21 protein-coding genes and 1 pseudogene are annotated in these 23,888 nt (G+C 72.4%); 13 read left to right on the forward strand and 9 right to left on the reverse strand.

The annotated features are described in order from the left end of the window. Positions 1-79: 79 nt before the first annotated feature. Entirely contained in the window at positions 80-457 is a 378-nt protein-coding gene (locus ACFYZF_RS14690) for a DUF3499 domain-containing protein (protein WP_387020104.1), read from the forward strand. Between the two features lie 11 nt (positions 458-468). On the opposite strand, the gene ACFYZF_RS14695 is transcribed toward ACFYZF_RS14690, so the two are convergent. Together ACFYZF_RS14695 and ACFYZF_RS14700 are read right to left on the reverse strand one after the other, a co-directional pair. Then, entirely contained in the window at positions 469-1,845 is a 1,377-nt protein-coding gene (locus ACFYZF_RS14695) for an NAD(P)/FAD-dependent oxidoreductase (protein ID WP_387020107.1), read from the reverse strand. Between the two features lie 13 nt (positions 1,846-1,858). Next, entirely contained in the window at positions 1,859-3,205 is a 1,347-nt protein-coding gene (locus ACFYZF_RS14700) for an aspartate aminotransferase family protein (RefSeq protein WP_387020110.1), read from the reverse strand. Between the two features lie 1,171 nt (positions 3,206-4,376). Here ACFYZF_RS14700 and ACFYZF_RS14705 point away from each other — a divergent pair. Further along, a pseudogene (locus tag ACFYZF_RS14705) lies at positions 4,377-5,146 on the forward strand (DUF5753 domain-containing protein). Continuing rightward, positions 5,137-5,346, forward strand: a complete 210-nt coding sequence (locus ACFYZF_RS14710; protein WP_387020112.1) for a DUF397 domain-containing protein — start codon at positions 5,137-5,139, stop codon at positions 5,344-5,346. The pseudogene ACFYZF_RS14705 and the gene ACFYZF_RS14710 overlap by 10 nt, the downstream one beginning before the upstream one ends. Before the next feature lie 129 nt (positions 5,347-5,475). Here the strand turns inward: ACFYZF_RS14710 and ACFYZF_RS14715 are convergent, their stop codons facing one another. Next, positions 5,476-5,988, reverse strand: a complete 513-nt coding sequence (locus ACFYZF_RS14715; protein WP_387020114.1) for an Lrp/AsnC family transcriptional regulator — start codon at positions 5,986-5,988, stop codon at positions 5,476-5,478. A gap of 210 nt (positions 5,989-6,198) precedes the next feature. Between ACFYZF_RS14715 and ACFYZF_RS14720 the strand changes: the two genes are divergently transcribed. The 7 genes from ACFYZF_RS14720 to ACFYZF_RS14750 all read left to right on the forward strand — a co-directional run bounded on the left by ACFYZF_RS14720 (position 6,199) and on the right by ACFYZF_RS14750 (position 13,995). Continuing rightward, positions 6,199-7,383: an extracellular solute-binding protein gene (locus tag ACFYZF_RS14720; RefSeq protein ID WP_387020117.1), complete on the forward strand. Its 1,185-nt coding sequence runs from the start codon at positions 6,199-6,201 to the stop codon at positions 7,381-7,383. A gap of 5 nt (positions 7,384-7,388) precedes the next feature. After that, complete coding sequence (locus ACFYZF_RS14725) at positions 7,389-8,555, forward strand: ABC transporter ATP-binding protein (protein ID WP_387020120.1); 1,167 nt, start codon at positions 7,389-7,391, stop codon at positions 8,553-8,555. Further along, entirely contained in the window at positions 8,552-9,466 is a 915-nt protein-coding gene (locus ACFYZF_RS14730) for an ABC transporter permease (RefSeq protein ID WP_387020123.1), read from the forward strand. Before ACFYZF_RS14725 ends, ACFYZF_RS14730 begins: the two co-directional genes overlap by 4 nt. 120 nt (positions 9,467-9,586) lie before the next feature. Further along, entirely contained in the window at positions 9,587-10,432 is an 846-nt protein-coding gene (locus ACFYZF_RS14735; protein WP_387020125.1) for an ABC transporter permease, read from the forward strand. Then, positions 10,429-11,850 (forward strand): NAD(P)/FAD-dependent oxidoreductase, encoded by a 1,422-nt coding sequence (locus ACFYZF_RS14740; protein WP_387020128.1) that lies wholly within the window; start codon positions 10,429-10,431, stop codon positions 11,848-11,850. The genes ACFYZF_RS14735 and ACFYZF_RS14740 overlap by 4 nt, the downstream gene beginning before the upstream one ends. Beyond that, the gene (locus ACFYZF_RS14745) at positions 11,850-13,052 is read left to right on the forward strand and encodes a saccharopine dehydrogenase family protein (RefSeq protein ID WP_387020130.1); all 1,203 of its coding nucleotides are present in this window, start codon (positions 11,850-11,852) and stop codon (positions 13,050-13,052) included. Before ACFYZF_RS14740 ends, ACFYZF_RS14745 begins: the two co-directional genes overlap by 1 nt. 250 nt (positions 13,053-13,302) lie before the next feature. After that, positions 13,303-13,995: a DUF559 domain-containing protein gene (locus ACFYZF_RS14750; RefSeq protein WP_387020133.1), complete on the forward strand. Its 693-nt coding sequence runs from the start codon at positions 13,303-13,305 to the stop codon at positions 13,993-13,995. Between the two features lie 125 nt (positions 13,996-14,120). Here ACFYZF_RS14750 and ACFYZF_RS14755 read toward each other — a convergent pair whose 3' ends face one another. The 5 genes from ACFYZF_RS14755 to ACFYZF_RS14775 all read right to left on the reverse strand — a co-directional run bounded on the left by ACFYZF_RS14755 (position 14,121) and on the right by ACFYZF_RS14775 (position 20,218). Then, positions 14,121-14,531, reverse strand: a complete 411-nt coding sequence (locus ACFYZF_RS14755; RefSeq protein WP_387020136.1) for a DUF779 domain-containing protein — start codon at positions 14,529-14,531, stop codon at positions 14,121-14,123. Next, complete coding sequence (adh, locus tag ACFYZF_RS14760) at positions 14,531-16,036, reverse strand: aldehyde dehydrogenase (protein ID WP_387020139.1); 1,506 nt, start codon at positions 16,034-16,036, stop codon at positions 14,531-14,533. The genes ACFYZF_RS14755 and adh overlap by 1 nt, the downstream gene beginning before the upstream one ends. Positions 16,037-16,077: 41 nt before the next feature. Continuing rightward, the gene (locus tag ACFYZF_RS14765; protein ID WP_387020142.1) at positions 16,078-17,358 is read right to left on the reverse strand and encodes a GAF domain-containing protein; all 1,281 of its coding nucleotides are present in this window, start codon (positions 17,356-17,358) and stop codon (positions 16,078-16,080) included. A gap of 148 nt (positions 17,359-17,506) precedes the next feature. Continuing rightward, on the reverse strand, positions 17,507-18,778 hold the full coding sequence (gabT, locus tag ACFYZF_RS14770; RefSeq protein ID WP_387020144.1) for a 4-aminobutyrate--2-oxoglutarate transaminase: 1,272 nt from the start codon (positions 18,776-18,778) through the stop codon (positions 17,507-17,509). A 3-nt stretch (positions 18,779-18,781) separates the two neighbouring features. Continuing rightward, entirely contained in the window at positions 18,782-20,218 is a 1,437-nt protein-coding gene (locus ACFYZF_RS14775; RefSeq protein ID WP_387020147.1) for a gamma-aminobutyraldehyde dehydrogenase, read from the reverse strand. Between the two features lie 142 nt (positions 20,219-20,360). Here ACFYZF_RS14775 and ACFYZF_RS14780 point away from each other — a divergent pair, with 142 nt between their 5' ends. Continuing rightward, positions 20,361-21,800 (forward strand): aldehyde dehydrogenase family protein, encoded by a 1,440-nt coding sequence (locus tag ACFYZF_RS14780; protein ID WP_387020148.1) that lies wholly within the window; start codon positions 20,361-20,363, stop codon positions 21,798-21,800. 2 nt (positions 21,801-21,802) lie between these two features. Here ACFYZF_RS14780 and ACFYZF_RS14785 read toward each other — a convergent pair whose 3' ends face one another. Beyond that, positions 21,803-23,032, reverse strand: coding sequence for an SUKH-3 domain-containing protein (locus ACFYZF_RS14785; protein ID WP_387020151.1), 1,230 nt, complete (start codon positions 23,030-23,032; stop codon positions 21,803-21,805). An 80-nt stretch (positions 23,033-23,112) separates the two neighbouring features. Between ACFYZF_RS14785 and ACFYZF_RS14790 the strand changes: the two genes are divergently transcribed. Together ACFYZF_RS14790 and ACFYZF_RS14795 are read left to right on the forward strand one after the other, a co-directional pair. Beyond that, entirely contained in the window at positions 23,113-23,526 is a 414-nt protein-coding gene (locus ACFYZF_RS14790; RefSeq protein WP_387020153.1) for a YbaB/EbfC family nucleoid-associated protein, read from the forward strand. 5 nt (positions 23,527-23,531) lie between these two features. After that, entirely contained in the window at positions 23,532-23,876 is a 345-nt protein-coding gene (locus ACFYZF_RS14795; RefSeq protein WP_387020155.1) for a hypothetical protein, read from the forward strand. The last annotated feature ends 12 nt before the right edge of the window (positions 23,877-23,888 follow it).

Below are 23,888 nucleotides of genomic sequence, written 5' to 3' on the forward strand. Positions count from 1 at the left end.
GCGAATTGTGATCTCGATGACGGGCGTGTCGCAACGCGAACCAGTGCGTCGGACCCGGTAATGGAGATACCCTCCCGCCGTGAGGTCACCACGGCGCTGCTCCCGAAACGGCTGCCCCCGGCAAGCGGTCGCCACATTGACCTATGTCTACAACGAGTCGACGGCCGTGGTCGGGCCCCTCGCGGCCTTCGCCGAACCGCACACGTACGACCTCTGTGAGCAGCACGCCCGCAGTCTGACCGCCCCCCGGGGCTGGAACGTGGTCCGCCACGAGGGCGAGTTCGAGCCCCCGCCGCCCAGCGCCGACGACCTGGTCGCCCTCGCCGAGGCGGTCCGCGAGGCGGCCAGGCCCGCGCCGCCCCGCCCTCCGGACGACCAGCACCACCAGCAGCAGTACCCCCAGCACCCGCAGACCGGCCGCCGTGGCCACCTCCGGGTGATCCCACCCAACCACTGACCGCGCCGGGGTCAGTGGCCCAGGAAGCGGTTGCACAGGGCCGCCCGGCGGGACGGCCGGCCCGTCCGCAGCTCCGCCCGGTCGGCGGAGAACATCACCTTCAGGCCCGCGTTGACGGCCAGCCAGCGCACCGGCTCCGGCTCCCAGCGCGGCGACCGGTGGCCGACCCAGGGGAGCGACGTCAGGTCGCTCTCCGCGCCCCGGATCAGGTCGGCGAGGGTACGCCCGGCGAGGTTCGCGGTGCCCACCCCGTCGCCGACGTACCCGCCCGCCCAGGCCAGCCCCGTCGAGGTGTCCAACCCCACGGAGGCCGACCAGTCCCGGGCCACCCCGAGCGGCCCGCCCCAGGTGTGACTGACCGGCACCTCCGGACCGAGCACCGGGAACAGTTCGCCCAGCGTCCGGCGCAGCGCGGCGAAGACCCGGGGCTCCCGGTCGTAGCCGGGCTCGACCCGCGACCCGAAGTGGTACGGGGCGCCCCGCCCGCCGAACGCCAGCCGCCCGTCGGCGGTGCGCTGGCCATAGATGATCACGTGCCGGTGGTCGGAGAACGTCTCCCGCTGCGCCAGCCCGATCCGCGCCCAGATCTCCTCGGGCAGCGGCTCGGTGGCCACCATCAGTGAGTAGACCGGCGCGACCGCCCGCCGCTGCCCGGGCAGCCCCGGCGTGTATCCCTCCGTCGCCCGCACCACCACCGGCGCCCGCACCGTCCCGGCCGGGGTCACCGCCGCCCCGGCCCGGATCGCGGTCACCGGCGTCCGCTCGTGGATCCGCACCCCGCGTCGTTCGACCGCCCGGGCCAGCCCGCGGACCAGCCGGGCCGGGTGCAGCACCGCGCAGTGCGGGGTGTACGTCCCGCCGCGTACCCCCTCGGCGGTGCACCTGGCGGCGGCCTCGGCGGCGTCGAGCAGCACCAGGTCGGCGGGGTCCAGGCCGTGCGCGCGGGCCTCGGCCACCTCGGCCCGGGCCCGGCCGAGCTGGGCCTCGCTGCGGGCCAGCACCACCGTCCCGCCGAGCTGCCAGTCGCAGTCGATCCCCTCGGCGGCGACCGCCCGGCCCACCTCGCGGACGGTCTCCTGCATGGCCCGCTGCATCCGCAGCGCCGCGTCCCGGCCGTGCCGGCGGGCGAGTGCCGGCAGCGAGGTGGGGAACAGGGCCGAGCACCAGCCCCCGTTGCGCCCCGACGCCCCGAAGCCGGCGATCTCCCGTTCCAGCACCGTGATCCGCAGCGCCGGGTCGGCGACCGCGAGATAGTACGCCGTCCACAGCCCGGTGTACCCGGCCCCGACGATCACCACGTCCGCGTCGGCGTCCCCGCCCAGCGGCGGGCGGGGCGTCAGCGGATCGTCCATGGTGGACAGCCAGTACGACAGCTCCTGATAACGCATCGCCGGCCGACCGCTACAGCCGTGCCCACGCCTCGGTGAGCACCGCGCGCAGGATCTGCTCCATCTCGTCGAACTGCTGCTGCTCGGCGATCAGCGGCGGGGCGAGCTGCACCACGGGGTCGCCCCGGTCGTCGGCCCGGCAGTACAGCCCGGCCTGGAACAGCGCGGTGGACAGGAAGCCGCGCAGCAGCCGCTCCGACTCGGCCTCGTCGAACGTCTCCCGGGTCGCCTTGTCCTTGACCAGCTCGATGCCGTAGAAGTACCCGTCCCCCCGCACGTCGCCGACGATCGGCAGGTCGTGCAGCTTCTCCAGGGTGGCCCGCAAGGCGTCCTCGTTGGCCCGGACGTGCCCGAGCAGGTCCTCCCGGGCGAACACCTCCAGGTTGGCCAGGGCCACCGCGCAGGAGACCGGGTGGCCGCCGAAGGTCACCCCGTGGGCGAACATGCCGGTCTCGGTGAGGAACGGCTCCATCAACCGGTCGCTGGCGATCATCGCGCCGAGCGGGGCGTACCCGGAGGTGAGGCCCTTGGCGGTGGTGATGATGTCCGGCTGGAAGCCGTAGCGGACGGCGCCGAAGTACTCGCCGAGTCGGCCCCACGAGCAGATCACCTCGTCGGAGACGAGCAGCACGTCGTACTCGTCGCAGATCTGACGGACCCGCTCGAAGTACCCGGGCGGTGGGGGGAAACAGCCGCCGGAGTTCTGCACCGGTTCCAGGAAGACCGCCGCGACCGTGTCCGGCCCCTCACGCTCGATCGCTCGGCGGATCTCCTCGGCGGCCCAGCGGCCGAACGCCTCCGGCGAGTCGCCGTGCTCCGGCGCCCGGTAGAAGTTCGTGTTCGGCACCTTGATCCCGCCGGGCACCAGCGGCTCGAAGTCGCTCTTGATGCCGGGCAGTCCGGTGATCGACAGCGCACCCATCGACGTGCCGTGGTACGCCAGGTGCCGGCTGACCACCTTGTGCTTGTTCGGCTTGCCGGTGCGCTTGAAGAACGACCGGGCCAGCTTCCACGCCGTCTCGACGGCCTCGGAGCCGCCGGTGGTGAAGAAGACCCGGTTCAGATCGCCGGGGGTCAGCGAGGCGATCTTCTCGGCCAGCTCGACGGCCTTCGGGTGGGCGTACGACCAGAGCGGGAAGTAGGCCAGCTCGCCGGCCTGCTTGGCGGCGGCCTCGGCCAGCTCGGTGCGGCCGTGCCCGGCCTGGACGACGAAGAGCCCGGCGAGCCCGTCGAGGTAGCGGCGGCCCTGGGAATCCCACACGTACGCGCCCTCGCCGCGCACGATCGTCGGCACCTCGCCGGCGGAGTAGCTGGCCATCCGGGTGAAGTGCATCCAGAGGTGGTCGGTCGCGTTGGCCATGTCAGCCCCATCGGGTCTCGGGGCCGGTCAGGGGGGTGATACCGGCCGCTCTGCCCACGGTTATCCCACAGCCCTGACCGGTAAAGCAAGTGGGATCGGTGGCTCTGCACGCCTACAGCAACGGAATCAGCGAACGGTTGCGCCATGTGCAACGGAATCCGCATCATGCGCTAGCGCTCGGATTCCGCCCCGCCCCCGCCCTCGCCCCGCCCCCGCCCTCGCCCCGCCCTCGCCCTCGCCCCGCCCTCGCCCTGTCCTGTCACCCGCCGCCCCAGCTCTCGGGCGCCTGCGCTCCCATCGCCGGCTCCACCGGTTCCGTCCGTTCCACCGGTTCCGTCGGGGCTGACGGGGGGTCCCGCGGCCCTTCGGGAGCTGAGCCTTCCGCGACGCCATGCTGGGGCCTGCCTCGAATGGCTGGGTCCCTTGCGGGGGCGGGGGCGGGCGCGGTCGATGGGGCCCTGCGGAGCTGCCTCGTCGGCGCTGCTGTTCCTGGTTGGCGCTATCGCCTCTGATCGACACTCCGGCGGGCGGGTCCTTGGTGCGCGCGAGGTCGTCGGTGCCTCCTACGGAGCTGCCCCGTTGGTGCTACCGCTGCTGCGGTGTTGCCACGGCGGGCAGGGTGCGGTCGGTGGCCCTGTGGAGCTGCCCCGTTGGCGCTACCGGCCTCTGCGCAATGGCATCCTGCACCGGTGCCCGGTGCCCGGTGCCCGGTGCCCGGTGCCCGGTGCCCGGTGCAAGCGTGGCTGGCTAGAGCGGGCCGCCGGGCCGACGAGTTCGATGCGCGATCAGGGCGGAGGGCTTTCCGCGCCGCACCGCCGGTAGCGCAGACGGGGCAGCTCCAAAGGGGCCCGTCGGGGACTCCCGATGCTCGCCAAACGGGCCTTCGTCAACCCGCCGCCGTCGCTGTGGACGCCGGGCGGGTGGAACGTGGGAGGGCTGAGCCGAAGGGCTCAGCTGCCTGGCTGGCTTGGCTCAGCTGGCTTGGCTCGGCTGGGCTGGCTGGCTGGGCTGAGTTGGGCTGGGGTGGACATTGTCAGGGCCTTTGGCGGACGGCTGGTGGGCATGTCAGATGCACGAAATAGGTCCCGCCGCCACCAGCCGTTTCGGGGCCGACATGGGCACGGGGCGTCGCTATGGTGCCCACCATGCGTAATCGGTGGTGGGAGGTCTGATGGGCAACGAGGTGCTGCGGGTGGCGATGGCCGCCGTGGGGGAGACGGCCGAGTCGTTGGCGGAGAAGGTCCGTGTCGACCCGAAGACGGCCGCCCGGTGGCTGGCGGACGGGCGAATTCCCCACCCCCGGACCCGGTTCGCGGTCGCCGGCCTGCTCGGCAAGGAGGCCGCCGAGCTGTGGCCGGAGCCGTTCCGCCGGCGGGACGTGCCCTGGTTCCGTAAGTGGGCCGAGCTGGAGCAGGACGCCACCTCGCTCCGGTCGTACCAGCCGTTGCTGGTGCCGGGGTTGCTCCAGACCGAGGGTACGCCCGGGCCGTGCTGAGCACCGGCGGGCTGCTGCCGTCGGCCGAGGTGGAGCGGATCGTGGCCGGCCGGCTCGACCGGCAGGTGATCCTGTCCGCCGAGGCCCCGCCGCAGCTCGTCGCGGTGATCGACGAGGTGGTGCTGCGCCGGATGGTCGGCGATCGGGCGGTGATGGCCGACCAGCTCGCCCACCTCGCGGCGATGGCCGGTCGGGAGCACGTGCAGGTCCGGGTGATCCCCGCCGAGAACCCGTGGCACACGGGGCTGGCCGGTCCGTTCGTTCTCGCCCGTTTGCCCGACGGGACGGAATTGGCGTATATCGACAACCAGCTTCGCGGTCAGGTCGTGAGCGATCCGGTCGACGTTGCTAGCCTGGGGCGCAGGTGGGAGAGCGTCACCGGCGAGGCGCTGCCGTGCCGCCGGTCGATCGAGCTGATCAGGGAGGTGGCGACGACATGGAGCTGACCGACGCGCCGACGGCTGCCCGTTGGCGCACCGCGACCCGGAGCAGCAACAACGGCGGGGACTGCGTCGAGGTGGCCGACAACCTGCCCGGGCGGGTGCTGGTGCGCGACAGCAAGGACCGCGACGGCGGCACCCTCAGCTTCGCCCCGGCCACCTGGCGGGCCTTTGTGGACCTCGCCCGCCGCCCGCCGACCGCCTGACCAGCAGCCACCGCCCGCCGGCCGCCTGACCGGCGCAGCCACCGTCTGACCAGCCACCGCCCGCCTGACCGGCGCAGCCACCGTCTGACCAGCCGCCGACCGCCTGACCAGGCGGCCGGGCCGGGTGGCTCAGGCTGTACCCCAGCTGTAGGTCTGCTTGCGGAGCTTGAGGTAGACGAAGGCCTCGGTGGCTAGCACGCCCTCGACGGCGCGCAGCCGTTGCAGGATTTCCAGCAGGTGGGCGTCGTTGCGGCAGACCACCTCGGCGAGCAGGTCGAACGACCCGGCGGTGATCACCACGTAGTCGACCTCCTCGAACTCGGCGAGCCGGTCGGCCACCGCCTCAAGGTCGCCGTCGGTGCGCAGGCCGATCATGGCCTGCCGGGGGAAGCCGAGCTGGAGCGGGTCGGTGACCGCGACGATCTGCATCACCCCGGCGTCGAGCAGTCGCTGCACCCGCTGGCGCACCGCCGCCTCGGACAGGCCGACCGCCTTGCCGATCGTCGCGTACGGCCGGCGGCCGTCCTCCTGGAGCTGCTCGATGATCTGCTTGGCGACGTCGTCCAACAGAGCGTGACTGGCACCCCCGCGGACGGCGACGCGTCGCCCGCCGTTGCCGCTCTCCTGCTGCCGGATGGCCATCGTCCGCTCCCCATGTCCGCTTCTTCCACGGAATCGTAGTGCCCCGGCGCAGTCTGGCGTAATTCGTGGTGGATTGCTATCACGGCAACGGAATCCCTTGTGAGGCAGGTCAGCTCATGTCAGGATCAGTCGTCCATCGCCTGAAGACCCTCCCGCCGTCGGGCCTCCCCCGTCCCGCCCGCCGGCGATGACCCCCCTAGGAGTCGTCACATGCGAACTCCCCTCCGGCCCCTCACCCGGCGTGGTCTGCTCACCGGCACCCTCGGATCCGCCGCGATGCTCGCCACGGCGGGCGCGCTCGCCGGCTGCGGCACCAAGGGCGCCCAGCAGACCGAGGCCGGCTGCGTCAGCGAAGACCTTTCCGGCGCGGAGAAGAAGCTGGCGTTCTCGAACTGGCCGCAGTACATGGACGTCGACGACAAGAACGAGTCGAAGCGGCCCAGCCTGGACGCGTTCGTCGCCTCCAGCGGCGTCCAGGTGACCTACACCGAGGACATCAACGACAACAACGAGTTCTTCGGCAAGGTGCAGAACCAGCTCGCCGCCTGTCAGGGCACCGGGCGGGACATCATCGTGCTGACCGACTGGATGGCCGCCCGGATGATCCGGCTCGGCTGGATCCAGAAGCTCGACCCGGCCAGGATTCCCAACGTGACGGCCAACCTGCTGCCGTCGCTGCTCAACCGCTCCTTCGACCCGGAGAACCGGATCTCCATCCCGTGGCAGTCCGGCCTCGCCGGCCTCGCCTACAACGGCGGCGTCACCAAGGAGATCCGTACGGTCGACGAGCTGCTGACCCGCCCCGACCTCAAGGGGAAGGTCACCGCGCTGTCCGAGATGCGCGACACGATGGGCCTGCTGCTCCAGTCGAACGGCCACGACGCGGCGAACTTCACCTCCGCCCAGTTCGACGACGCGCTGAACAAGCTCAAGAAGGCCGTCGACTCCGGGCAGATCCGCAAGTTCACCGGCAACGACTACGCCCCCGACCTGGCCAAGGGCGACATCGCCGCGTGCGTCGGCTGGTCCGGCGACATCATCCAGCTCTCCGGCGAGAACGAAAAGATCAAGTTTGTGGCGCCGGATTCCGGCGTGATGCTGTTCAGCGACAACATGATGGTGCCGAACAAGGCCACCCACCGGGCGAACGCCGAAGAGCTGATCAACTACTACTACCAGCCGGCGGTCGCCGCGAAGCTGGCCGCGTACGTCAACTACATCTGCCCGGTCAAGGGCGCGCAGGCCGAGATGGAGAAGATCGACCCGGAGCTGGCCGCCAACCCGCTGGTCTTCCCCGACGACGCCCTGCTGTCCAAGTCCAAGGTGTTCATGGCGCTGGACGAGAAGCAGGAGAAGGAGTACGAGGGCAAGTTCCAGCAGGTCATCGGCGCGTGACGGGGATGAGCGCGAAGACGACGCGACGAGACGAGCCGGCCGGCGACCTGCGGCTGGTCAACCTGACCAAGAGGTTCGGCATCTTCACCGCGGTCGACGACCTCGGTCTCACCGTCCCGCAGGGCTCGTTCTTCGCCCTGCTCGGGGCGTCCGGCTGCGGCAAGACCACCACCCTGCGCATGATTGCCGGCCTGGAACAGCCGACGAGCGGTCAGGTGCTGCTCGGTGACCGGGACATCGCGCGGCTACGCCCGCACAAGCGGCCGGTCAACACCGTGTTCCAGAGCTACGCGCTCTTCCCGCACCTCAACATCTTCGAGAACGTGGCGTTCGGGCTGCGCCGGCGCGGCATCCGCTCCGTCGACGACGAGGTCATGCGGATGCTCGCGCTGGTGCAACTCGACGACTTCGGCCACCGCCACCCGGCCCAGCTCTCGGGCGGGCAGCAACAGCGGGTAGCGCTGGCCCGCGCGCTGATCAACCGGCCCCAGGTGCTGCTCCTCGACGAGCCGCTCGGCGCGCTCGACCTGAAGCTGCGCCGGCAGATGCAGATCGAGCTGAAGCGCATCCAGACCGAGGTAGGGATCACCTTCGTGCACGTCACCCACGACCAGGAGGAGGCCATGACCATGGCCGACACCGTCGCGGTGATGAACGCGGGGCGGATCGAGCAACTCGGCGCCCCGGCCGACATCTACGAGTACCCGGGCACCGCGTTCGTGGCGAACTTCCTCGGCCAGTCCAACCTGCTCGCCGCCGAGGCAGCCGGTCCCGCCGGGCCCGAGGTGCCCGTCAGCGCCCACGGTGCCGGCTTCTCCGTGCCCGCCGACCGCGCCCGCGCCGACCGGGGCGCGGTCTACCTGGGGGTACGCCCCGAGAAGCTGCACCTGGCGGACTCCGCCGACCAGGTTCCCGCCGGCCACCAGCACGTCACCGGCGTGGTCACCGACGCCTCGTACGTCGGGGTCAGCACCCAGTACCTGGTGCGCACCGGCTGGGGCGGCGAGTTGTCCGCGTTCGCGGCGAACAGCGGGCTCGGCGGCCGGCTGCCGGTCGGCGCGTCCGTGGTGGCGCACTGGGACCCCCGGCACGCGTTCCTGCTGCCCCGGGAGCCGGGTCAGGACGACCGCACCGCCGGCCTGGTCGACGAGTCGGTGGGTGCGTCCTCGTGACGGCGCTGGCCCACGTACCCACGTCGACGGGGCGGCCGGCGGGGCCCCCGCCGCCGGCCCGGCGCGGGCGGCACCGGCTGCTGCCGTACCTGCTGCTCCTGCCCGGCGCGGCCTGGCTGCTGCTGTTCTTCGCCGTGCCGCTGTTCCAGCTCGCCGCCGCGAGCCTGTACGACCCCAGCGGCTCGCTCTCCACCGGGTATGCGCTGACCTGGGCGTTCGGCAACTACCCGGACGTGTTGCAGGCGTACTGGCCGCAGTTCGCCCGCTCCTTCGGGTACGCCGGGATCGCCCTGGTGCTGGCCCTGCTGATGGGCTACCCGCTGGCGTACGCGATCGCGCAGAAGGCCGGCCGGTGGAAGAACCTGCTGCTGGTCTGCGTGGTCGCCCCGATGTTCACCAGCTTCCTGGTGCGCACCCTGGCCTGGAAGACGATCCTGTCCGACAACGGCGCTCTGGTCGGGCTGCTGCGCGACGTGCACCTGCTCGGCCCCGACGGCCGGCTGCTGGCCACGCCGATCGCGGTGATCCTCGGGCTGACGTACAACTTCCTGCCGTTCCTGGTGCTGCCGCTGTACGCGAGCCTGGAGCGGCTCGACCACCGGCTGCTGGAGGCGGCCGGCGACCTGTACGCGAGCCCGGTGCAGACGTTCCGCCGGGTGACCCTGCCGCTGTCGATGCCCGGCCTGATCGCCGGCACGCTGCTGTTCTTCATCCCGGCCACCGGCGACTACATCAACGCGGAGCTGCTCGGCACCCCCAACGAGTACATGATCGGCAACGTCATCGACTCGGCGTTCCTGGTCCGGCTGGACTACCCGCAGGGCGCGGCGCTGTCGTTCCTGCTGATGGCGGCGATCCTCGCGGTGGTCTTCGGCTACCTGCGCCGGGCCGGCACGGAGGAGGTGCTCTGATGAGCGCGAGGAGTGCAGCGCAGCGGAGCCCCGCAGTCGCGAATGAAGGGCAGGCGCTGTGAGCGCGAGGAGTGCAGCGCAGCGGAGCCCCGCAGTCGCGAATGAAGGGCAGGCGCTGTGATGCACCGGTTCTTCCGTTGGCTCGCCGACCGCTGGGTGATGGGCGTGGCCCTGCTGGTGCTCGGCTACCTGTCCCTGCCGATCGCCGTGGTCGCCGCCCTGTCGTTCAACCGCCCGTCCAGCCGCCTGTCGTACGACTTCAACGAGTTCACGCTCGACAACTGGCGGCAGCCCTGTGCCACCTCCGACATGTGCGACGCCGTGCTGCGCAGCGTGCAGATCGGCTTCATCTCCACCGTCGTCGCCACCGTACTCGGCACGCTGATGGCGTTCGCGCTGGTGCGGCACCGGTTCACCGGCCGGTCCGGGATCAACCTGCTGATCTTCCTGCCGATGGCCACCCCCGAGCTGGTGATGGGCACCTCGCTGCTGGCCCTGTTCGTCTCCGCCGGCGTGCCGCAGGGCTTCTGGACTGTCGTCATCGCACACGTCATGTTCTGCGTGTCGTTCGTGGTGGTGACGGTCAAGGCGCGGCTCGCCGGGATGGACCGGCGGCTGGAGGAGGCCGCGGCGGACCTGTACGCCAGCCCGTGGCAGGCGTTCCGCCTGGTCACGCTGCCGCTGGTGCTCCCCGGAATCGTGGCCGCCGCGCTGCTGGCGTTCTCGCTCAGCTTCGACGACTTCATCATTACGAACTTCAACGCGGGCACCACCGTCACGTTCCCGATGTACGTCTGGGGCGCCGCCCAGCGGGGCATCCCGCCGCAGGTCAACGTCATCGGCACGGCGATGTTCGTGATCGCGCTGCTGCTCGTCGGGCTCACCTCGCTGCGTGGGCGGCGGTCCCGCCGCGCCGGCCTCCCGGTCGCCCCGGCAGCCGACCGCCGGACGAAGAACCCGTCATGATCCTCCCGCATACCGGCCGGGCGCTCGCCGACGCGGCGCCCGTGCCGTACTGGCTCGACCGTCCGGAACGCCCCGACCCGCTGCCGCCGCTGACCGGCGCCCACGCCGCCGACCTGCTGGTGATCGGCGGCGGGTACAGCGGGCTGTGGGCGGCCCTGCTGGCCAAGCAGGCCGACCCCGACGCCGACGTGCTGCTCGTCGAGGCCGGCACCTGCGGCTGGGCGGCGTCCGGGCGCAACGGTGGGTTCTGCGCCGCCTCGCTCACCCATGGGCTGGCCAACGGGGCGGGCCGGTTCCCCGGCGAGATCGCCGAGCTGGAACGCCTCGGCCGGGAGAACCTGGCCGACATCGCCGCCACCGTCGACGCATACGGCATCGACTGCGACTTCGAGCGCACCGGCGAACTGGCGGTGGCCGTCGAGCCGTACCAGCTCGCCGGGCTCGCCGAGGACGCGGCGCTGGCCCGCCGGTACGGCCACGACGCGCGGCTGCTCGACCGCGACGAGGTGCGCGCCGAGGTCGACTCGCCGACGTACCTCGGCGGGATGTGGGACCGCGACCGGGTGGCGATGCTCGACCCGGCGCGGCTGGCGTGGGGGCTGCGCCGCGCCTGCCTCGACCTCGGCGTGCGCATCCACGAGCACACCCGGGTCACCGGCCTGCGCGGCGACGGCCCCGCCCTGCGCGCCGCCACCCTCGGCGGAGCCGGGCGGGCCCCCGGCGTCGTCCGCACCCGGCGGGTCGTCCTCGCCACCAACGCGTTCCCGCCGCTGCTGCGCCGGCTGCGCGCCTGGATCGTCCCCGTCTACGACTACTCCCTGATGACCGAGCCGCTGACCCCGGCCCAGCGGGACGCCGTCGGCTGGCGCAACCGGCAGGGGCTCGCCGACACCGGCAACCAGTTCCACTACTACCGGATCACCGGCGACGGGCGGATCCTGTTCGGCGGCTACGACGCGGTCTACCACCACGGCAACCGGGTCGCCCCCGAACTGGAGCAGCGGCCGGCCACCTTCACCGCCCTCGCCGAGCACTTCTTCACCACGTTCCCACAGCTCGCCGACGTGCGCTTCAGCCACCGCTGGGGCGGCGTCATCGACACCTGCACCCGGTTCTGCCCGTTCTTCGGCACCGCGTACGACGGGCGGCTGGCGTACGCCGCCGGCTACACCGGCCTCGGCGTCGGGGCCACCCGGTTCGGCGCGCGGGTGATGCTCGACCTGCTGGCCGGCGGGGACACCCCGCTGACCCGGCTCGACATGGTCCGGGGCAAGCCGCTGCCGTTCCCGCCGGAGCCCGTCCGGGCCGCCGGCATCCACCTCACCCGCTGGTCGCTGGCCCGCGCCGACGCGCGCGACGGCCGGCGCAACCTCTGGCTCCGTACGCTCGATCGTCTTGGTTTGGGGTTCGATACCTGATGCGCATCCTGCTCGTCGGCGCCGGCGGTGTCGGCTCCGCCGCCGTCGCCATCGCCGCCCGCCGAACATTCTTCGACACCATGGTCGTCGCCGACGCCGACCCCGCCCGCGCCGCCCGCGCGGTCGACGGCCACGGGGACCGCTTCGTCGCCGCGACCGTCGACGCCTCCCGCGCCGACGCGGTGGCCGCGCTGTGCCGCGAGCACCGGATCACCCACGTGCTCAACGCCGTCGACCCGCGCTTCGTCATGCCGATCTTCGACGGCGCGTACGCGGCCGGCGCCGACTACCTCGACATGGCGATGTCCCTGTCCCACCCGCACCCGAAGCGCCCGCACGCCGAGACCGGTGTGAAGCTCGGCGACGACCAGTTCGCCGCCGCCGACCGGTGGGCCGGGGCGGGCCGGCTCGCGCTGTGCGGCATCGGCGTCGAGCCGGGCCTGTCCGACATCTTCGCCCGGTACGCCGCCGACGAGTTGTTCGGCGAGATCGACGAGATCGGGGTACGCGACGGCGCGAACCTGACCGTGGAGGGCCACGCCTTCGCCCCGTCCTTCTCCATCTGGACGACGATCGAGGAGTGCCTCAACCCGCCGGTGATCTGGGAGAAGGACCGGGGCTGGTACACCACCGAGCCGTTCAGCGAGCCCGAGGTGTTCCACTTCCCGGAGGGGATCGGCCCGGTGGAGTGCGTCAACGTCGAGCACGAGGAGGTGCTGCTCATCCCGCGCTGGGTCGACGCGCGGCGGGTCACCTTCAAGTACGGCCTCGGCGAGGAGTTCATCGAGATCCTGCGCACCCTGCACAAGCTCGGCCTGGACTCCACCGAACCGGTCACCGTGCGCGGCGTGCCGATGTCCCCGCGCGACGTGGTGGCCGCCTGCCTGCCAGACCCGGCCACCCTCGGGGCGAAGATGCGCGGCAAGACCTGCGCCGGTACCTGGGTCCGGGGCCTGTCGAAGTCGGGCGGGCCCCGCGAGGTCTACCTCTACCACGTCGTCGACAACGAGTGGTCCATGCGCGAGTACGGCCACCAGGCCGTCGTCTGGCAGACCGCCGTCAACCCGGTCGTCGCCCTGGAACTGCTCGCCACCGGCGCGTGGTCCGGCACCGGCGTGCTCGGCCCGGAGGCACTGCCCCCGATCCCGTTCCTCGACCTGCTCACCGACTACGGCTCGCCCTGGGGGCTCCAGGAACGCTGACCCAGCATGGTCGCCCTACCGTGCGATCAATCGGACATCACCGTTCCCGTTCCGGGACGGCCGGCGCAGCGAACTTCAGTGCCGCGAGCACGTCCTCGCGTTCGAGGTTCGGGGTACCGTGTCGCTGCTCCAATCCACCCCGCGGAAGCGGCTCCGGATCGGTGTAACGAAGGGGCGGGTTGTCCGGGTCCGGCGAGGGGTGTACGCGAATCGCCCTGTCGATGATCGGGACGCGCTACGAGCCCTGTTGATGTGCCTGCCGCCCGAGGCGATGCTGGCCCGGCAGACTGCCGCCCGAATGCATGGTTTCGGTGTCCTGCCCGAAGGCGCCGTTCATGTGCAGTTGCCGCCCGAAGTCCCCAAGCCCCGCCTTCCTGGTCTGTCGGTCCACCACTCGGCTCTGCCGGCGGAGCCGGTCATGGTGAGCGGGCTGCCCTGCGTGCCGGCTGCCAGATGCGCGGTGGACCTGGCGAGGACGGTTCGGCGACTGGACGTTCTCCCGGTGCTCGACGCTGCGGTTCGGTCCGGCACGGTGAGCCGGGATGAGTTGGTCGTGAAAGCCTTGGTCCATCGAGGGCTACGGGGTGTGCGCCAGGCGCGCTCACTGGCGTTGTTGGCTGATGGGCGCTCCGAGTGTCGACAGGAGAGCCAGCTGCGGCTGGTGCTGATCGACGGTGGCCTGCCGGCGCCGGAGCCGCAGATCTGGGTGCTGGACGGGGGCGGGGTGGCGCGATACCGGCTCGACCTGGGGTATCGCGAACGGCGGGTCGGCATCGAGTACGACGGTCTGTCCCACCTTGATCGTGATCGACTGCGACATGACCGGGACCGTGCCAACTGGCTGGATGCCGAGGGCTGGACGATGCGCCACTTCACGGATCGTGACCTCTATCGCCGCCCTGCCCACATCGTCGCGACAGTCCGCGCAGCCTTAGCCTGCTGACCCATCCCACCCCTCTCCCGCGATCTTGCACCAGCGGCCCCGACGATTCTCGTGAAACGGGCATTTCGTGGGCCGTAACTGCAAGATCTCGGGAGAGGGGTGGGTGGGTGGGTGCGTCCGGGCGGTCAGGGGGTGGGGGCTGGTATGAGGTGGGAGCGGATCAGGAAGCGGACGCCGTCGGGGGCCTCCAGGCTGAAGCCGCTGCCCCGGCCCGGGACCACGTCGACCGTCAGCCTGGTGTGTTGCCAGAGCTGCCACTGGGATTTCGACATCCAGAACTCGACCGGCTCGGGGACGCCGTCGACCGCCAGCGACGCCAGCAGCACGTCGGAGCCGCCGGTGCGGAACTCGCCCGCCGGAAAACACATCGGGGCGCTCCCGTCGCAGCAGCCGCCGGACTGGTGGAACATCAGCGGCCCGTGCCGCCCCCGCAGCGACCGGATCAGCTCGGCCGCCGCGGGGGTGATGGAGACGGGTGACGACGTGCTGCCCGGGTCGGGCGAGAAATGCACGCCGGCACCGACCGGATCGGCCATCAGAAGAAGCCGAGCTTCTTGGGGGAGTAGCTGACCAGGAGGTTCTTCGTCTGCTGGTAGTGCTCCAGCATCATCTTGTGGTTCTCCCGGCCGATGCCGGACTGCTTGTACCCGCCGAACGCGGCGTGCGCCGGGTACGCGTGGTAGCAGTTCGTCCAGACCCGACCGGCCTGGATCGCACGTCCGGCCCGGTACGCGGTGTTCATGTCCCGGGTCCAGACGCCGGCCCCGAGCCCGTACAGGGTGTCGTTGGCGATCTTCACGGCGTCGTCCAGGTCGGCGAAGGAGGTCACCGAGACGACCGGGCCGAAGATCTCCTCCTGGAAGATCCGCATCGCGTTGTCGCCCTCGAAGATGGTCGGCTGCACGTAGTAGCCGCCGGCCAGCTCACCACCGAGGTCGGCGCGTTCCCCGCCGGTGAGCACACGAGCGCCCTCCTGGCGGCCGATGTCCAGGTAGGACAGAATCTTCTCCAACTGGTCGTTGGACGCCTGCGCGCCGATCATCGTGTCGGTGTCCAGCGGGTGACCCTGGCGTACCGCCCGGGTCCGGTCCACCGCCGCGGCGAGGAAGTCGGCGTAGTGGCCCTGCTGGATCAGCGCCCTCGACGGGCAGGTGCAGACCTCGCCGGAGTTGAGGGCGAACATGGTGAACCCTTCGAGGGCCTTGTCCAGGAAGTCGTCGGACGCCGCGCTCACGTCGTCGAAGAAGATGTTCGGGCTCTTGCCGCCCAGCTCCAGGGTGACCGGCTTGATGTTCTCGCTGGCGTACTGCATGATCAGCCGCCCGGTGGTGGTCTCGCCGGTGAACGCCACCTTCGCCACCCGGGGCGAGGAGGCCAGCGGCTTGCCCGCCTCGACGCCGAAGCCGTTGACGACGTTGACCACGCCGGGTGGGAGCAGGTCGGCGATCAGCGAGATCAGGTGGTGGATGGATGCCGGGGTCTGCTCGGCGGGCTTGAGCACCACCGCGTTGCCGGCCGCCAGGGCCGGGGCGAGCTTCCAGACGGCCATCAGGATCGGGAAGTTCCACGGGATGATCTGCCCGACCACGCCGAGCGGCTCGTGGAAGTGGTACGCCACGGTGTCGTCGTCCAGCTCGCCGAGGCCGCCCTCCTGGGCCCGGATCGCCCCGGCGAAGTACCGGAAGTGGTCGATGGCCAGGGGGATGTCGGCGGCCAGGGTCTCCCGTACCGGCTTGCCGTTCTCCCAGGTCTCGGCGACCGCGAGGGACTCCAGGTTCTCCTGCATCCGGTCGGCGATCCGGTTGAGGATCAGCGCCCGCTCGGCGACCGGGGTGCGGCCCCAGGCGTCGGCCGCCCCGTGGGCGGCGTCGAGGGCGCGTTCGACGTCCTCGGCGGTGCCGCGGGCCACCTCGCAGAACGTCTGGCCCGTGATCGGGGTGGGATTCTCGAAGTACCGGCCGCCGTGCGGCTTGACGTACTCGCCGCCGATGAAGTGGTCGTAGCGGGACTGCCAGTGGGTGGGCGCGTCGTAGCGCGTCATCGGTACCTCCGCCGTCGGTGCTCGGGGTGACGGCGGCGACGCTAGTTACACCGACGTTGCAGCGACGTTGCGCGCGGGAGGTCGTACTCGATGCCGAGCTGGTGGGCGCGGGCCAGCGCGAGGGGCCGGCGGGGCGCGCCCGGCGGTAGTGCCCGCGCCAGGGCCTGCCAGGCGGCCAGGTCGTCGGTGCCGGCGGGCGTCGCGGTCCAGGCCGCGAGCGCCGCCGGGTCGCCGCCGGCCAGCACGGCGGCGCGCAACTGCCCGTCGACCAGCCGGCGCAGCCGCGCGACCCCCGGCGCGTCGGAGGCGGGCAGCAACGACCCTGGGTACGCGTCGAGCGCCCCCGCCACCTCACCGCGTTCCAGCAGCTCGGTGACGGTCCGGAAGTCCGCCCACACCTGGGCGCGCAGCCGGTACGGGCGGGAGTCGAGCAGCTCCGCCCCCAGCGCCCGGCGCAGCCGGGACAGCTCGGCGCGCAGGGTGACCGGGTGCAGCCGGTCGTCGCCGTACAGGTCGAGGCCGAGCTGCTCGCCGGTGCGACCCTCCGGATGGTCGAGCAGCAGCACCAGCAGCTCGCTGTGTCGGCGGCCGAGTCGGACGGTCCGCCCGCCGACCCGCACCTCCGCCTCGTCGCGGCCCAGCGCGCGCACGGTGACCGCGTCCGGCTCGGCCGGGCGGGCGGCGGCGAGCTGGGCCTCGGCCGCCCGGGCGGTGGCCCGGACCAGGGCGAGGCTCTGCGGGTGGGCGAGGTGGTCGCCGCCGGTGATGTCGACCGCGCCGAGCAGCCGCCCGGTGACCGGGTCGTGGATCGGGGCTGCGGCGCAGGTCCAGCGCTGCACGCGCCGGCTGAAATGCTCGGTGGCGAAGATCTGCACGCTGTGGTCGCAGGCCAGGGCGGTGCCAGGGGCGTTGGTGCCGGCGTGGGCCTCGTCCCAGCGGGCGCCGGGCACGAAGTTCATCCGCTCGGCGTGCCGGAGCACCCCGGGATGCCCCTCCACCCAGAGCAGCCGCCCGTGCGCGTCGCAGACCGCCATCAGGTGCGCGCCGTCCAGGGCGATGCCGCCGAGCAGGTCCCGGAACAGTGGCAGCACCCGGGCCAGCGGGTGGGTGGCCCGGTAGCCCTCCAGCGCGTCGTCGGTCAGCTCGACCGGCGGGGCGACCTCGGGATCGACCAGCGCCGAGCGCTGCCAGGACCGGCGGACCACCTCCCGCACCCGGCCCGGCTCGGTTCCCGCGAGGAACGCCTCGTGGGCGGCGCCGACCTGCGCGATCCGCTCCGCCGGATCGGCGCCGAACTCCAGGGCGAGCCACGGGTCAGCCATCGGCGACCTCCTCGCGACCATCGTGACGCAGCTCACCACCGATCGCCAATACCGGTTGCCGGCCGGGTTTCGTCCGGGCGTCGCGCCCGTAGCCCCGGTGGCGGCCGGACGCGGGCCCATGGACGGCGTCGTCCGGGCCGCGGGCCCGTCAGCCGAAGGCGCCGCCGAGGAGGTCCAGGCCCCGGGCCAGCTCCGCGTCGGAGATGACCAGCGGGGGCAGCAGGCGCAGCACGTTGCCGTACGTGCCGCAGGTCAGCACCAGCAGGCCGGCGGCGTGGCAGGCCGCCGCGACCGCCGACGCGGCAGCCGGGTCCGGGACCAGGGTGCCGGGCCGGACCAGCTCCACGGCGAGCATCGCGCCCCGGCCGCGCACCTCGGCGATCCGCGGATCGCCGGCGGCGATGGCGCACAGCCGCTCGTCCATCGTCGCCCCGACCCGGCGGGCGGCGGCGGCCAGGTCCAGCTCGTGCATGGTCTCGATCGTCGCCAGCGCCGCCGCGCAGGCGATCGGGTTGCCGCCGTACGTGCCGCCCAGGCCGCCCACGTGCACCGCGTCCATCAGCTCGGCCCGGCCGGTCACCGCCGCGAGCGGCAGGCCGCCGGCGATGCCCTTGGCCAGGGTGAGCAGGTCCGGGACGACGTCCTCGTGGTCGCAGGCGAACCAGTCCCCGGTGCGGCAGAATCCGGTCTGGATCTCGTCGGCCACGAAGACCACCCCGGCCGCCGTCGCCCACCCGCGCAGCGCCGGCAGGAACCCCGGCGCCGGTACGACGAAGCCGCCCTCGCCCTGGATCGGCTCGATCAGCAGCGCGGCGACGTTCTCCGCGCCGACCTGCTTCTCCACCGTCTCGATCGCCCGGGCGGCGGCCTCCGTCCCGGACAGCCCCCCGTCCCGCAGCGGGTACGACATTGGCACCCGGTAGACCTCGCCGGCGAACGGCCCGAACCGGTGCTTGTACGGCATGTTCTTCGCGGTCAGCGCCATGGTCAGGTTGGTCCGGCCGTGGTACGCGTGGTCGAACACCACCACCGCCGGCCGCCCGGTGGCGTGCCGGGCGACCTTCACCGCGTTCTCCACCGCCTCGGCGCCCGAGTTGAACAGCGCCGAGCGCTTCTCGAACGTGCCGGGGGTGAGCGCGTTGAGCCGCTCGCAGACGGCCACGTACGACTCGTACGGCGCGACCATGAAGCAGGTGTGGGTGAACCGCTCGACCTGGGCCTTGACCGCCTCGACCACCCGGGGCGCGGAGTTGCCGACGTTGGTGACCGCGATGCCGGCGGCGAAGTCGATCCACTCCCGCCCGTCGACGTCGGTGATCGTGCCGCCGCCCGCCCGGTCCACGTACGCGCCGACGACGCTGCCGACGCCCCGGGCCACCGCCGCGCCGCGCCGCTTGTGCAACTCCTCGCTCGACGCCACCGGTCAGCCCTCGATGTTGTGCATGACGTGCTTGATCCGGGTGTAGTCCTCCAGGCTGTACACCGAGAGGTCCTTGCCGTGCCCGGAGTGCTTGAAGCCGCCGTGCGGCATCTCCGAGACGAACGGGATGTGGGTGTTCACCCAGACGCAGCCGAAGTCGAGCCGGCGGGTCATCCGCATCGCCCGGCCGTGGTCGCGCGTCCAGACCGACGCCGACAGGCCGTAGTCGACGCCGTTGGCCCAGCGCACCGCCTCGTCCTCGTCGGAGAAACGCTGCACGGTGATGACCGGCCCGAACACCTCGTCCTGGATGATCTCGTCGGCCTGGCGCAGCCCGGAGACCACGGTCGGCGCGTAGAAGTAGCCGCAGTCGCCCTGCCGGGAGCCGCCGGTCCGGATCGCCGCGTGGTCCGGGAGCCGGTCGACGAAGCCGCTCACCCGGGCGAGCTGGTTGGCGTTGTTCAGCGGGCCGTACAGCACGTCGGCGTCGTCCGGGGCGCCGGTCCTCGTGTTGCGGGCCTGCTCGGTGAGCGCGGCCACGAAGTCGTCGTGGATGCCGGGGCCGGCGAGCACCCGGGTCGCCGCCGTGCAGTCCTGGCCGGCGTTGAAGTAGCCGCCCGTCGCGATCGCCTCGGCCGCCGCGGCCACGTCCGCGTCGTCGAAGAGCACCACCGGGGCCTTGCCGCCCAGCTCCAGGTGGGTCCGCTTCAGGTCCGGCGCGGCGGCGGCGGCGACCTCCATGCCTGCCCGGGTCGAGCCCGTGATCGACACGAGTTGCGGGGTCGGGTGCGACACGAGGGCACGACCGGTGTCCCGGTCGCCGCAGACCACGTTGAACACCCCGGGCGGGAAGAACTCGGCGGCGATCTCGGCCAGCAGCAGCGTCGACACCGGCGTGGTGTCCGACGGCTTCAGCACCACCGTGTTGCCCGCCGCGAGCGCCGGGGCGATCTTCCAGACCGCCATCATCAGCGGGTAGTTCCACGGGGTCACCTGGGCGCACACGCCGATCGGCTCGCGCCGCACGTAGGAGGTGTGCCCGGCCAGGTACTCCCCGGCGGAGCGGCCCTCCAGCAGCCGGGCCGCGCCGGCGAAGAAGCGGAACTGGTCCACCGCCGGCGGCAGCTCCTCCTCGGCGGTGAGCCGGCGGGGCTTGCCGGTGTTGCGGACCTCCGCGTCGACCAGTTCGGCGGCCCGCGCCTCCACCGCGTCGGCGAGCCTGAGCAGCGCCCTCTGCCGTTCCCCCGGGGTGGTGTCCCGCCACGTCTCGAACGCGGCGGAGGCCGCCCCCATGGCCGCGTCCACGTCCGCCACGCCGGAGACCGGCGACTGGGCGAAGACCTCGCCCGTGCACGGGTCGATCAGGTCGGCGTACCCGCCGTCCACCGGGTCGACGTACGCGCCGTTGACGAAGTTGCGCAGCTTCTGCTGGTCGCTCATCAGGTGTCTCCGAAGGATGGCCGGGGGTGCGGACAGCGGAGGTTATCGGAATCTGACTGCCATCTTGGCTACCGAATTCGCGGCAGACAAGGTTTTGAGCGACTGTTTCCGTGCGAGTGCGGGTGGTCTAGGCTGCCGAGGTGTGGAGCCGAGAGCCTTCTTCGTCGCCGGCCGCCCCGCACACGGCGAGGGCGAGCTGACCGTCACCCACCCGTACGACGGGCGCGCGGTGGGGCGTACCACCCTCGCCACGCCCGACCAGGTCGAGGCCGCCGTCGCGGCGGCGGCCGGGGTGGCGGCGGAGGCCGCGGCCCTGCCCGCGCACGCCCGCGCGGCGGCCCTGGACCACGTGTCGCGCCGGCTCGCCGAGCGGGCCGAGGAGGTCGCCGCGCTGATCACCGCCGAGAACGGCAAGCCGGTCAGGTGGGCGCGGGCCGAGGTGGGACGCGCGGTGTCGACGTTCCGCTGGGCGGCCGAGGAGGCCCGGCGGTTCTCCGGCGAGCTGCAACGCCTCGACACGGACCCGACGGCCACCGGGCGGATCGCCCTGGTCCGGCGGGTGCCGAAGGGGCCGGTGCTCGGCATCGCGCCGTTCAACTTCCCGCTCAACCTGGTCGCGCACAAGGTCGCCCCGGCCATCGCGGTCGGCGCGCCCATCGTGGTGAAGCCCGCCCCGGCCACCCCGCTGTCGGCGCTGCTGCTCGGCGAGATCCTCGCCGAGACGGACCTGCCCGAGGGGATGTTCTCGGTGCTGCCGCTGCCCAACGAGCGGGCCGCCGAGCTGGTCGCCGACCCGAGGCTGCCGGTGGTGTCGTTCACCGGCTCCGGGCCCGTGGGCGCGGCCGTCCGCCGGTCCGTGCCCGACAAGCACGTCACCCTTGAGCTGGGCGGCAACGCGGCGGCCGTCATCTGCGAGGACTGGAACACCGACGAGGACCTGACCTTCGCCGCGCACCGGATCGCCACGTTCTCCAACTACCAGGCCGGGCAGTCGTGTATCGCCGTACAGCGGGTGTACGTGCACGAGTGGCTCTACGACGCCTTCCTGCCCAGGCTGGTCGCGTCGGTGCAGGCGCTGCGGACGGGAGACCCGTCCGACGAGCTGACCGACGTCGGGCCGCTGGTCTCCGTCGCGGCGGCCGAACGGGTCGAGGCGTGGGTCGACGAGGCGGTGGTGGCCGGGGCGACCATCGAGGTGGGCGGCCGGCGCGACGGCGCGACCTACCCGCCGACCGTGCTGTCCGGGGTGCCGGCCGACGCGAAGGTGCACGCCGAGGAGGTGTTCGGACCGGTCCTGGTGGTCGCCCGGGTGGAGAACGACGCCGCCGCGTTCGCCGCCGTCAACGACTCGGCGTACGGCCTCCAGGCGGGCGTGTTCACCCACCGCCTCGACGTCGCGTTCGCCGCCCACCGGGCGCTGGACGTGGGCGGGGTGATCGTCGGCGACGTGCCGTCGTACCGGGCCGACCAGATGCCGTACGGGGGAGTGAAGGGCAGCGGCGTCGGCCGCGAGGGCCTGCGCAGCGCGATGGACGACTACACCGACGCTCGCGTCATGGTGCTGACCGGCGTGCAGTTGTAGCGCTACCAGGTGCCGTCGTCGCGTACCCGGGCGGGGGCGCGGCCGAGCAGCAGGGTGGTGAGGGCGGCGTCGATGTCGTCGCCGAGGAACCACTCGCCGGCCTGGTCCAGCACGAACACCCGGCCCCGCTCGTCGATGGCGATGATGCTGTCCTGGCCCTCCGCGCCGATCGGAAACAGGCGCGTGCCGAGGACCGCGCCGAAGTCGGCGAGGGTGTCCGCCGAGTGCGCCGCTCGCGTCGGATTGGTGTTGAACCAGCTGATCCACACCTCCTGCCCGGGGCCACGACGGTGGGAGTAAACGGCCGGGAAGGCGGTGAGGGCGGCCCTCGCCGCCGGGAAGGGTTCGTGCCGGTGCAGCTGACCGGCCACCTCGCACGTGTCCTCGATGGCCCCGGCCGCGAGGGCCGGGTTGAACATCGTGTCCTTCCACCCGCCGTCCATCAGCGAGTCGGCGACCTCGGCAGGGAAGCGGCCAGGGTGAGTCGGCGCCTGCGACTCCGGCCGCCGCTCCCGGGTGTAGGCGAGGTCGGACCAGTCGAGCGCGTGGAAGTGCACCAGGAAGTTCACGCACGAGTCGCAGGGCCGCTCGGCCGCGCCCCCCGCCGGATCCCCGGGCTCGCGCACCCGGTGCACCTCGATTCGGCAGGTCTCGAGAAGGGCGCGGGCGTCGTCCATGGTCATAGGTCTCCCGCCCTCGGCGGCGCGGCGGTGGTCGTACGCGTGCAGCAGGTCGGACACGACGATCACTTCCGCGTGTCGGTCTCCGCCCCGCGCCAGGTGGCCCGGAGGCAACTCGTCGAGGTAGGCCCGGACCAGTGGGTGGTGCCGAAGGGCGACGTCGCCCTTGGCACCCTGCGCCGTGTATAGACGACCCTCGACGGTCAGGTGCGCGACGGCACCGGGCGTCGACAAACGGCGTACCTCGCGGAGGAGTTGGGTCGCCGGGTCGACCGTGCGCGGCGCCGGCCGCTCCGGCCGGCTGCGCCGATACATCTCCCGCACGGCGGGGAAGGGCAGGCGGGGCCAGGTCGAGACCTCGCCGGTCTCCTTGTCCACCACCACGGTCGGCAGGTCGCCGGGAGGCACGGCGGCGGCCTGGGCCACAGTGGACGTGATCAGGAAACCGAGGTCGAACTCCTCGACCAGTGGGGCGCACTCGTGCCCGAGGCGCTGGGAGTCCCGGTGGGCCCAGACGGCGGCGAGTTGTTCGGCCTGCTGATGGTCGATCACCCGATTGAAGTTACCGGACCCCACGGATTCCGTGGCACCCGGTATGTTCTGGCCTACCTACGGTGACGAGGAGCGGAAAGTTGGCCGAGATCGTGGACCGGGACGCCAACCGGGCGCTGCGGGCCCGGTTCGACGAGGTGCACGGCCAGTACCGACAGCTCCGTTCGGGACTGGACGAACTCCAGACCCGACTCGCGCACCTCCGGGTCACCGAACGCTCCGACGACGGGCAGGTGACCGTCGTCGCCGGCGCCCGGGGCGAACTCGTCTCGGTGGACGTCCACCCCGCCGTGTTCCAGGACCGGGATGCCAAGGCACTGAGCCGGAAGATCACCACGACGGTGCACCGGGCCACCGCCGCCGCGGTCGCCGCCACACAGGAGTTGGTCGCCGGCTACCTGCCGGCCGGATCGGGCTCGGTGGAGTTCCTCCGGACCGGCGACTTCGGGGCCCTGCTGGGCCGGGTCGACGCCGTCATGCGGCGCGGGGAGTGAGCGGCATGGCCGCTGGGCAGCTCTGGCTGGACCCGGGCCGCGCGCGGCGCGGCGGCGCCGACCTGGTCTCGGCCGGCGAGGCGGTGACCGCCCGGCGCGCGCAGGTGGGCGGCCGGATTGCGGCGGCCAGCGCGGCCCGCCCCTGGGGCCGCGACGACATCGGTGCGGCCTTCGAGAAGCAGTACCGCGGATTCGAGGAGACCCTGCTGCGGGCCTGGACGGGCGTCGGGCGTGCCCTGGAGGACCTGGGCGAGGACGTCGTGCGGTCCGTGGACAACGAGGTGACGACGGACGCCCGGAGCGCTGGACGGCTCGACCGGATCTCCGACCAGCGGCCCGCCGGGCGCTGACGACCCCCGAGG

The sequence above is a fragment of the Micromonospora sp. NPDC001898 genome (assembly GCF_042891255.1).
Classification (GTDB): domain Bacteria; phylum Actinomycetota; class Actinomycetes; order Mycobacteriales; family Micromonosporaceae; genus Micromonospora.

Coding starts and splice junctions, on each gene's coding strand:
- ACFYZF_RS14695 (WP_387020107.1), bottom strand. CDS start 1,845: ATGCGTTATCAGGAGCTGTCGTACTGGCTGTCCACCATGGACGATCCG.
- ACFYZF_RS14700 (WP_387020110.1), bottom strand. CDS start 3,205: ATGGCCAACGCGACCGACCACCTCTGGATGCACTTCACCCGGATGGCC.
- ACFYZF_RS14710 (WP_387020112.1), top strand. CDS start 5,137: ATGGAGCTGACCGACGCGCCGACGGCTGCCCGTTGGCGCACCGCGACC.
- ACFYZF_RS14715 (WP_387020114.1), bottom strand. CDS start 5,988: ATGGCCATCCGGCAGCAGGAGAGCGGCAACGGCGGGCGACGCGTCGCC.
- ACFYZF_RS14720 (WP_387020117.1), top strand. CDS start 6,199: ATGCGAACTCCCCTCCGGCCCCTCACCCGGCGTGGTCTGCTCACCGGC.
- ACFYZF_RS14725 (WP_387020120.1), top strand. CDS start 7,389: ATGAGCGCGAAGACGACGCGACGAGACGAGCCGGCCGGCGACCTGCGG.
- ACFYZF_RS14735 (WP_387020125.1), top strand. CDS start 9,587: ATGCACCGGTTCTTCCGTTGGCTCGCCGACCGCTGGGTGATGGGCGTG.
- ACFYZF_RS14740 (WP_387020128.1), top strand. CDS start 10,429: ATGATCCTCCCGCATACCGGCCGGGCGCTCGCCGACGCGGCGCCCGTG.
- ACFYZF_RS14745 (WP_387020130.1), top strand. CDS start 11,850: ATGCGCATCCTGCTCGTCGGCGCCGGCGGTGTCGGCTCCGCCGCCGTC.
- ACFYZF_RS14750 (WP_387020133.1), top strand. CDS start 13,303: ATGTGCCTGCCGCCCGAGGCGATGCTGGCCCGGCAGACTGCCGCCCGA.
- ACFYZF_RS14755 (WP_387020136.1), bottom strand. CDS start 14,531: ATGGCCGATCCGGTCGGTGCCGGCGTGCATTTCTCGCCCGACCCGGGC.
- adh (WP_387020139.1), bottom strand. CDS start 16,036: ATGACGCGCTACGACGCGCCCACCCACTGGCAGTCCCGCTACGACCAC.
- ACFYZF_RS14765 (WP_387020142.1), bottom strand. CDS start 17,358: ATGGCTGACCCGTGGCTCGCCCTGGAGTTCGGCGCCGATCCGGCGGAG.
- ACFYZF_RS14775 (WP_387020147.1), bottom strand. CDS start 20,218: ATGAGCGACCAGCAGAAGCTGCGCAACTTCGTCAACGGCGCGTACGTC.
- ACFYZF_RS14795 (WP_387020155.1), top strand. CDS start 23,532: ATGGCCGCTGGGCAGCTCTGGCTGGACCCGGGCCGCGCGCGGCGCGGC.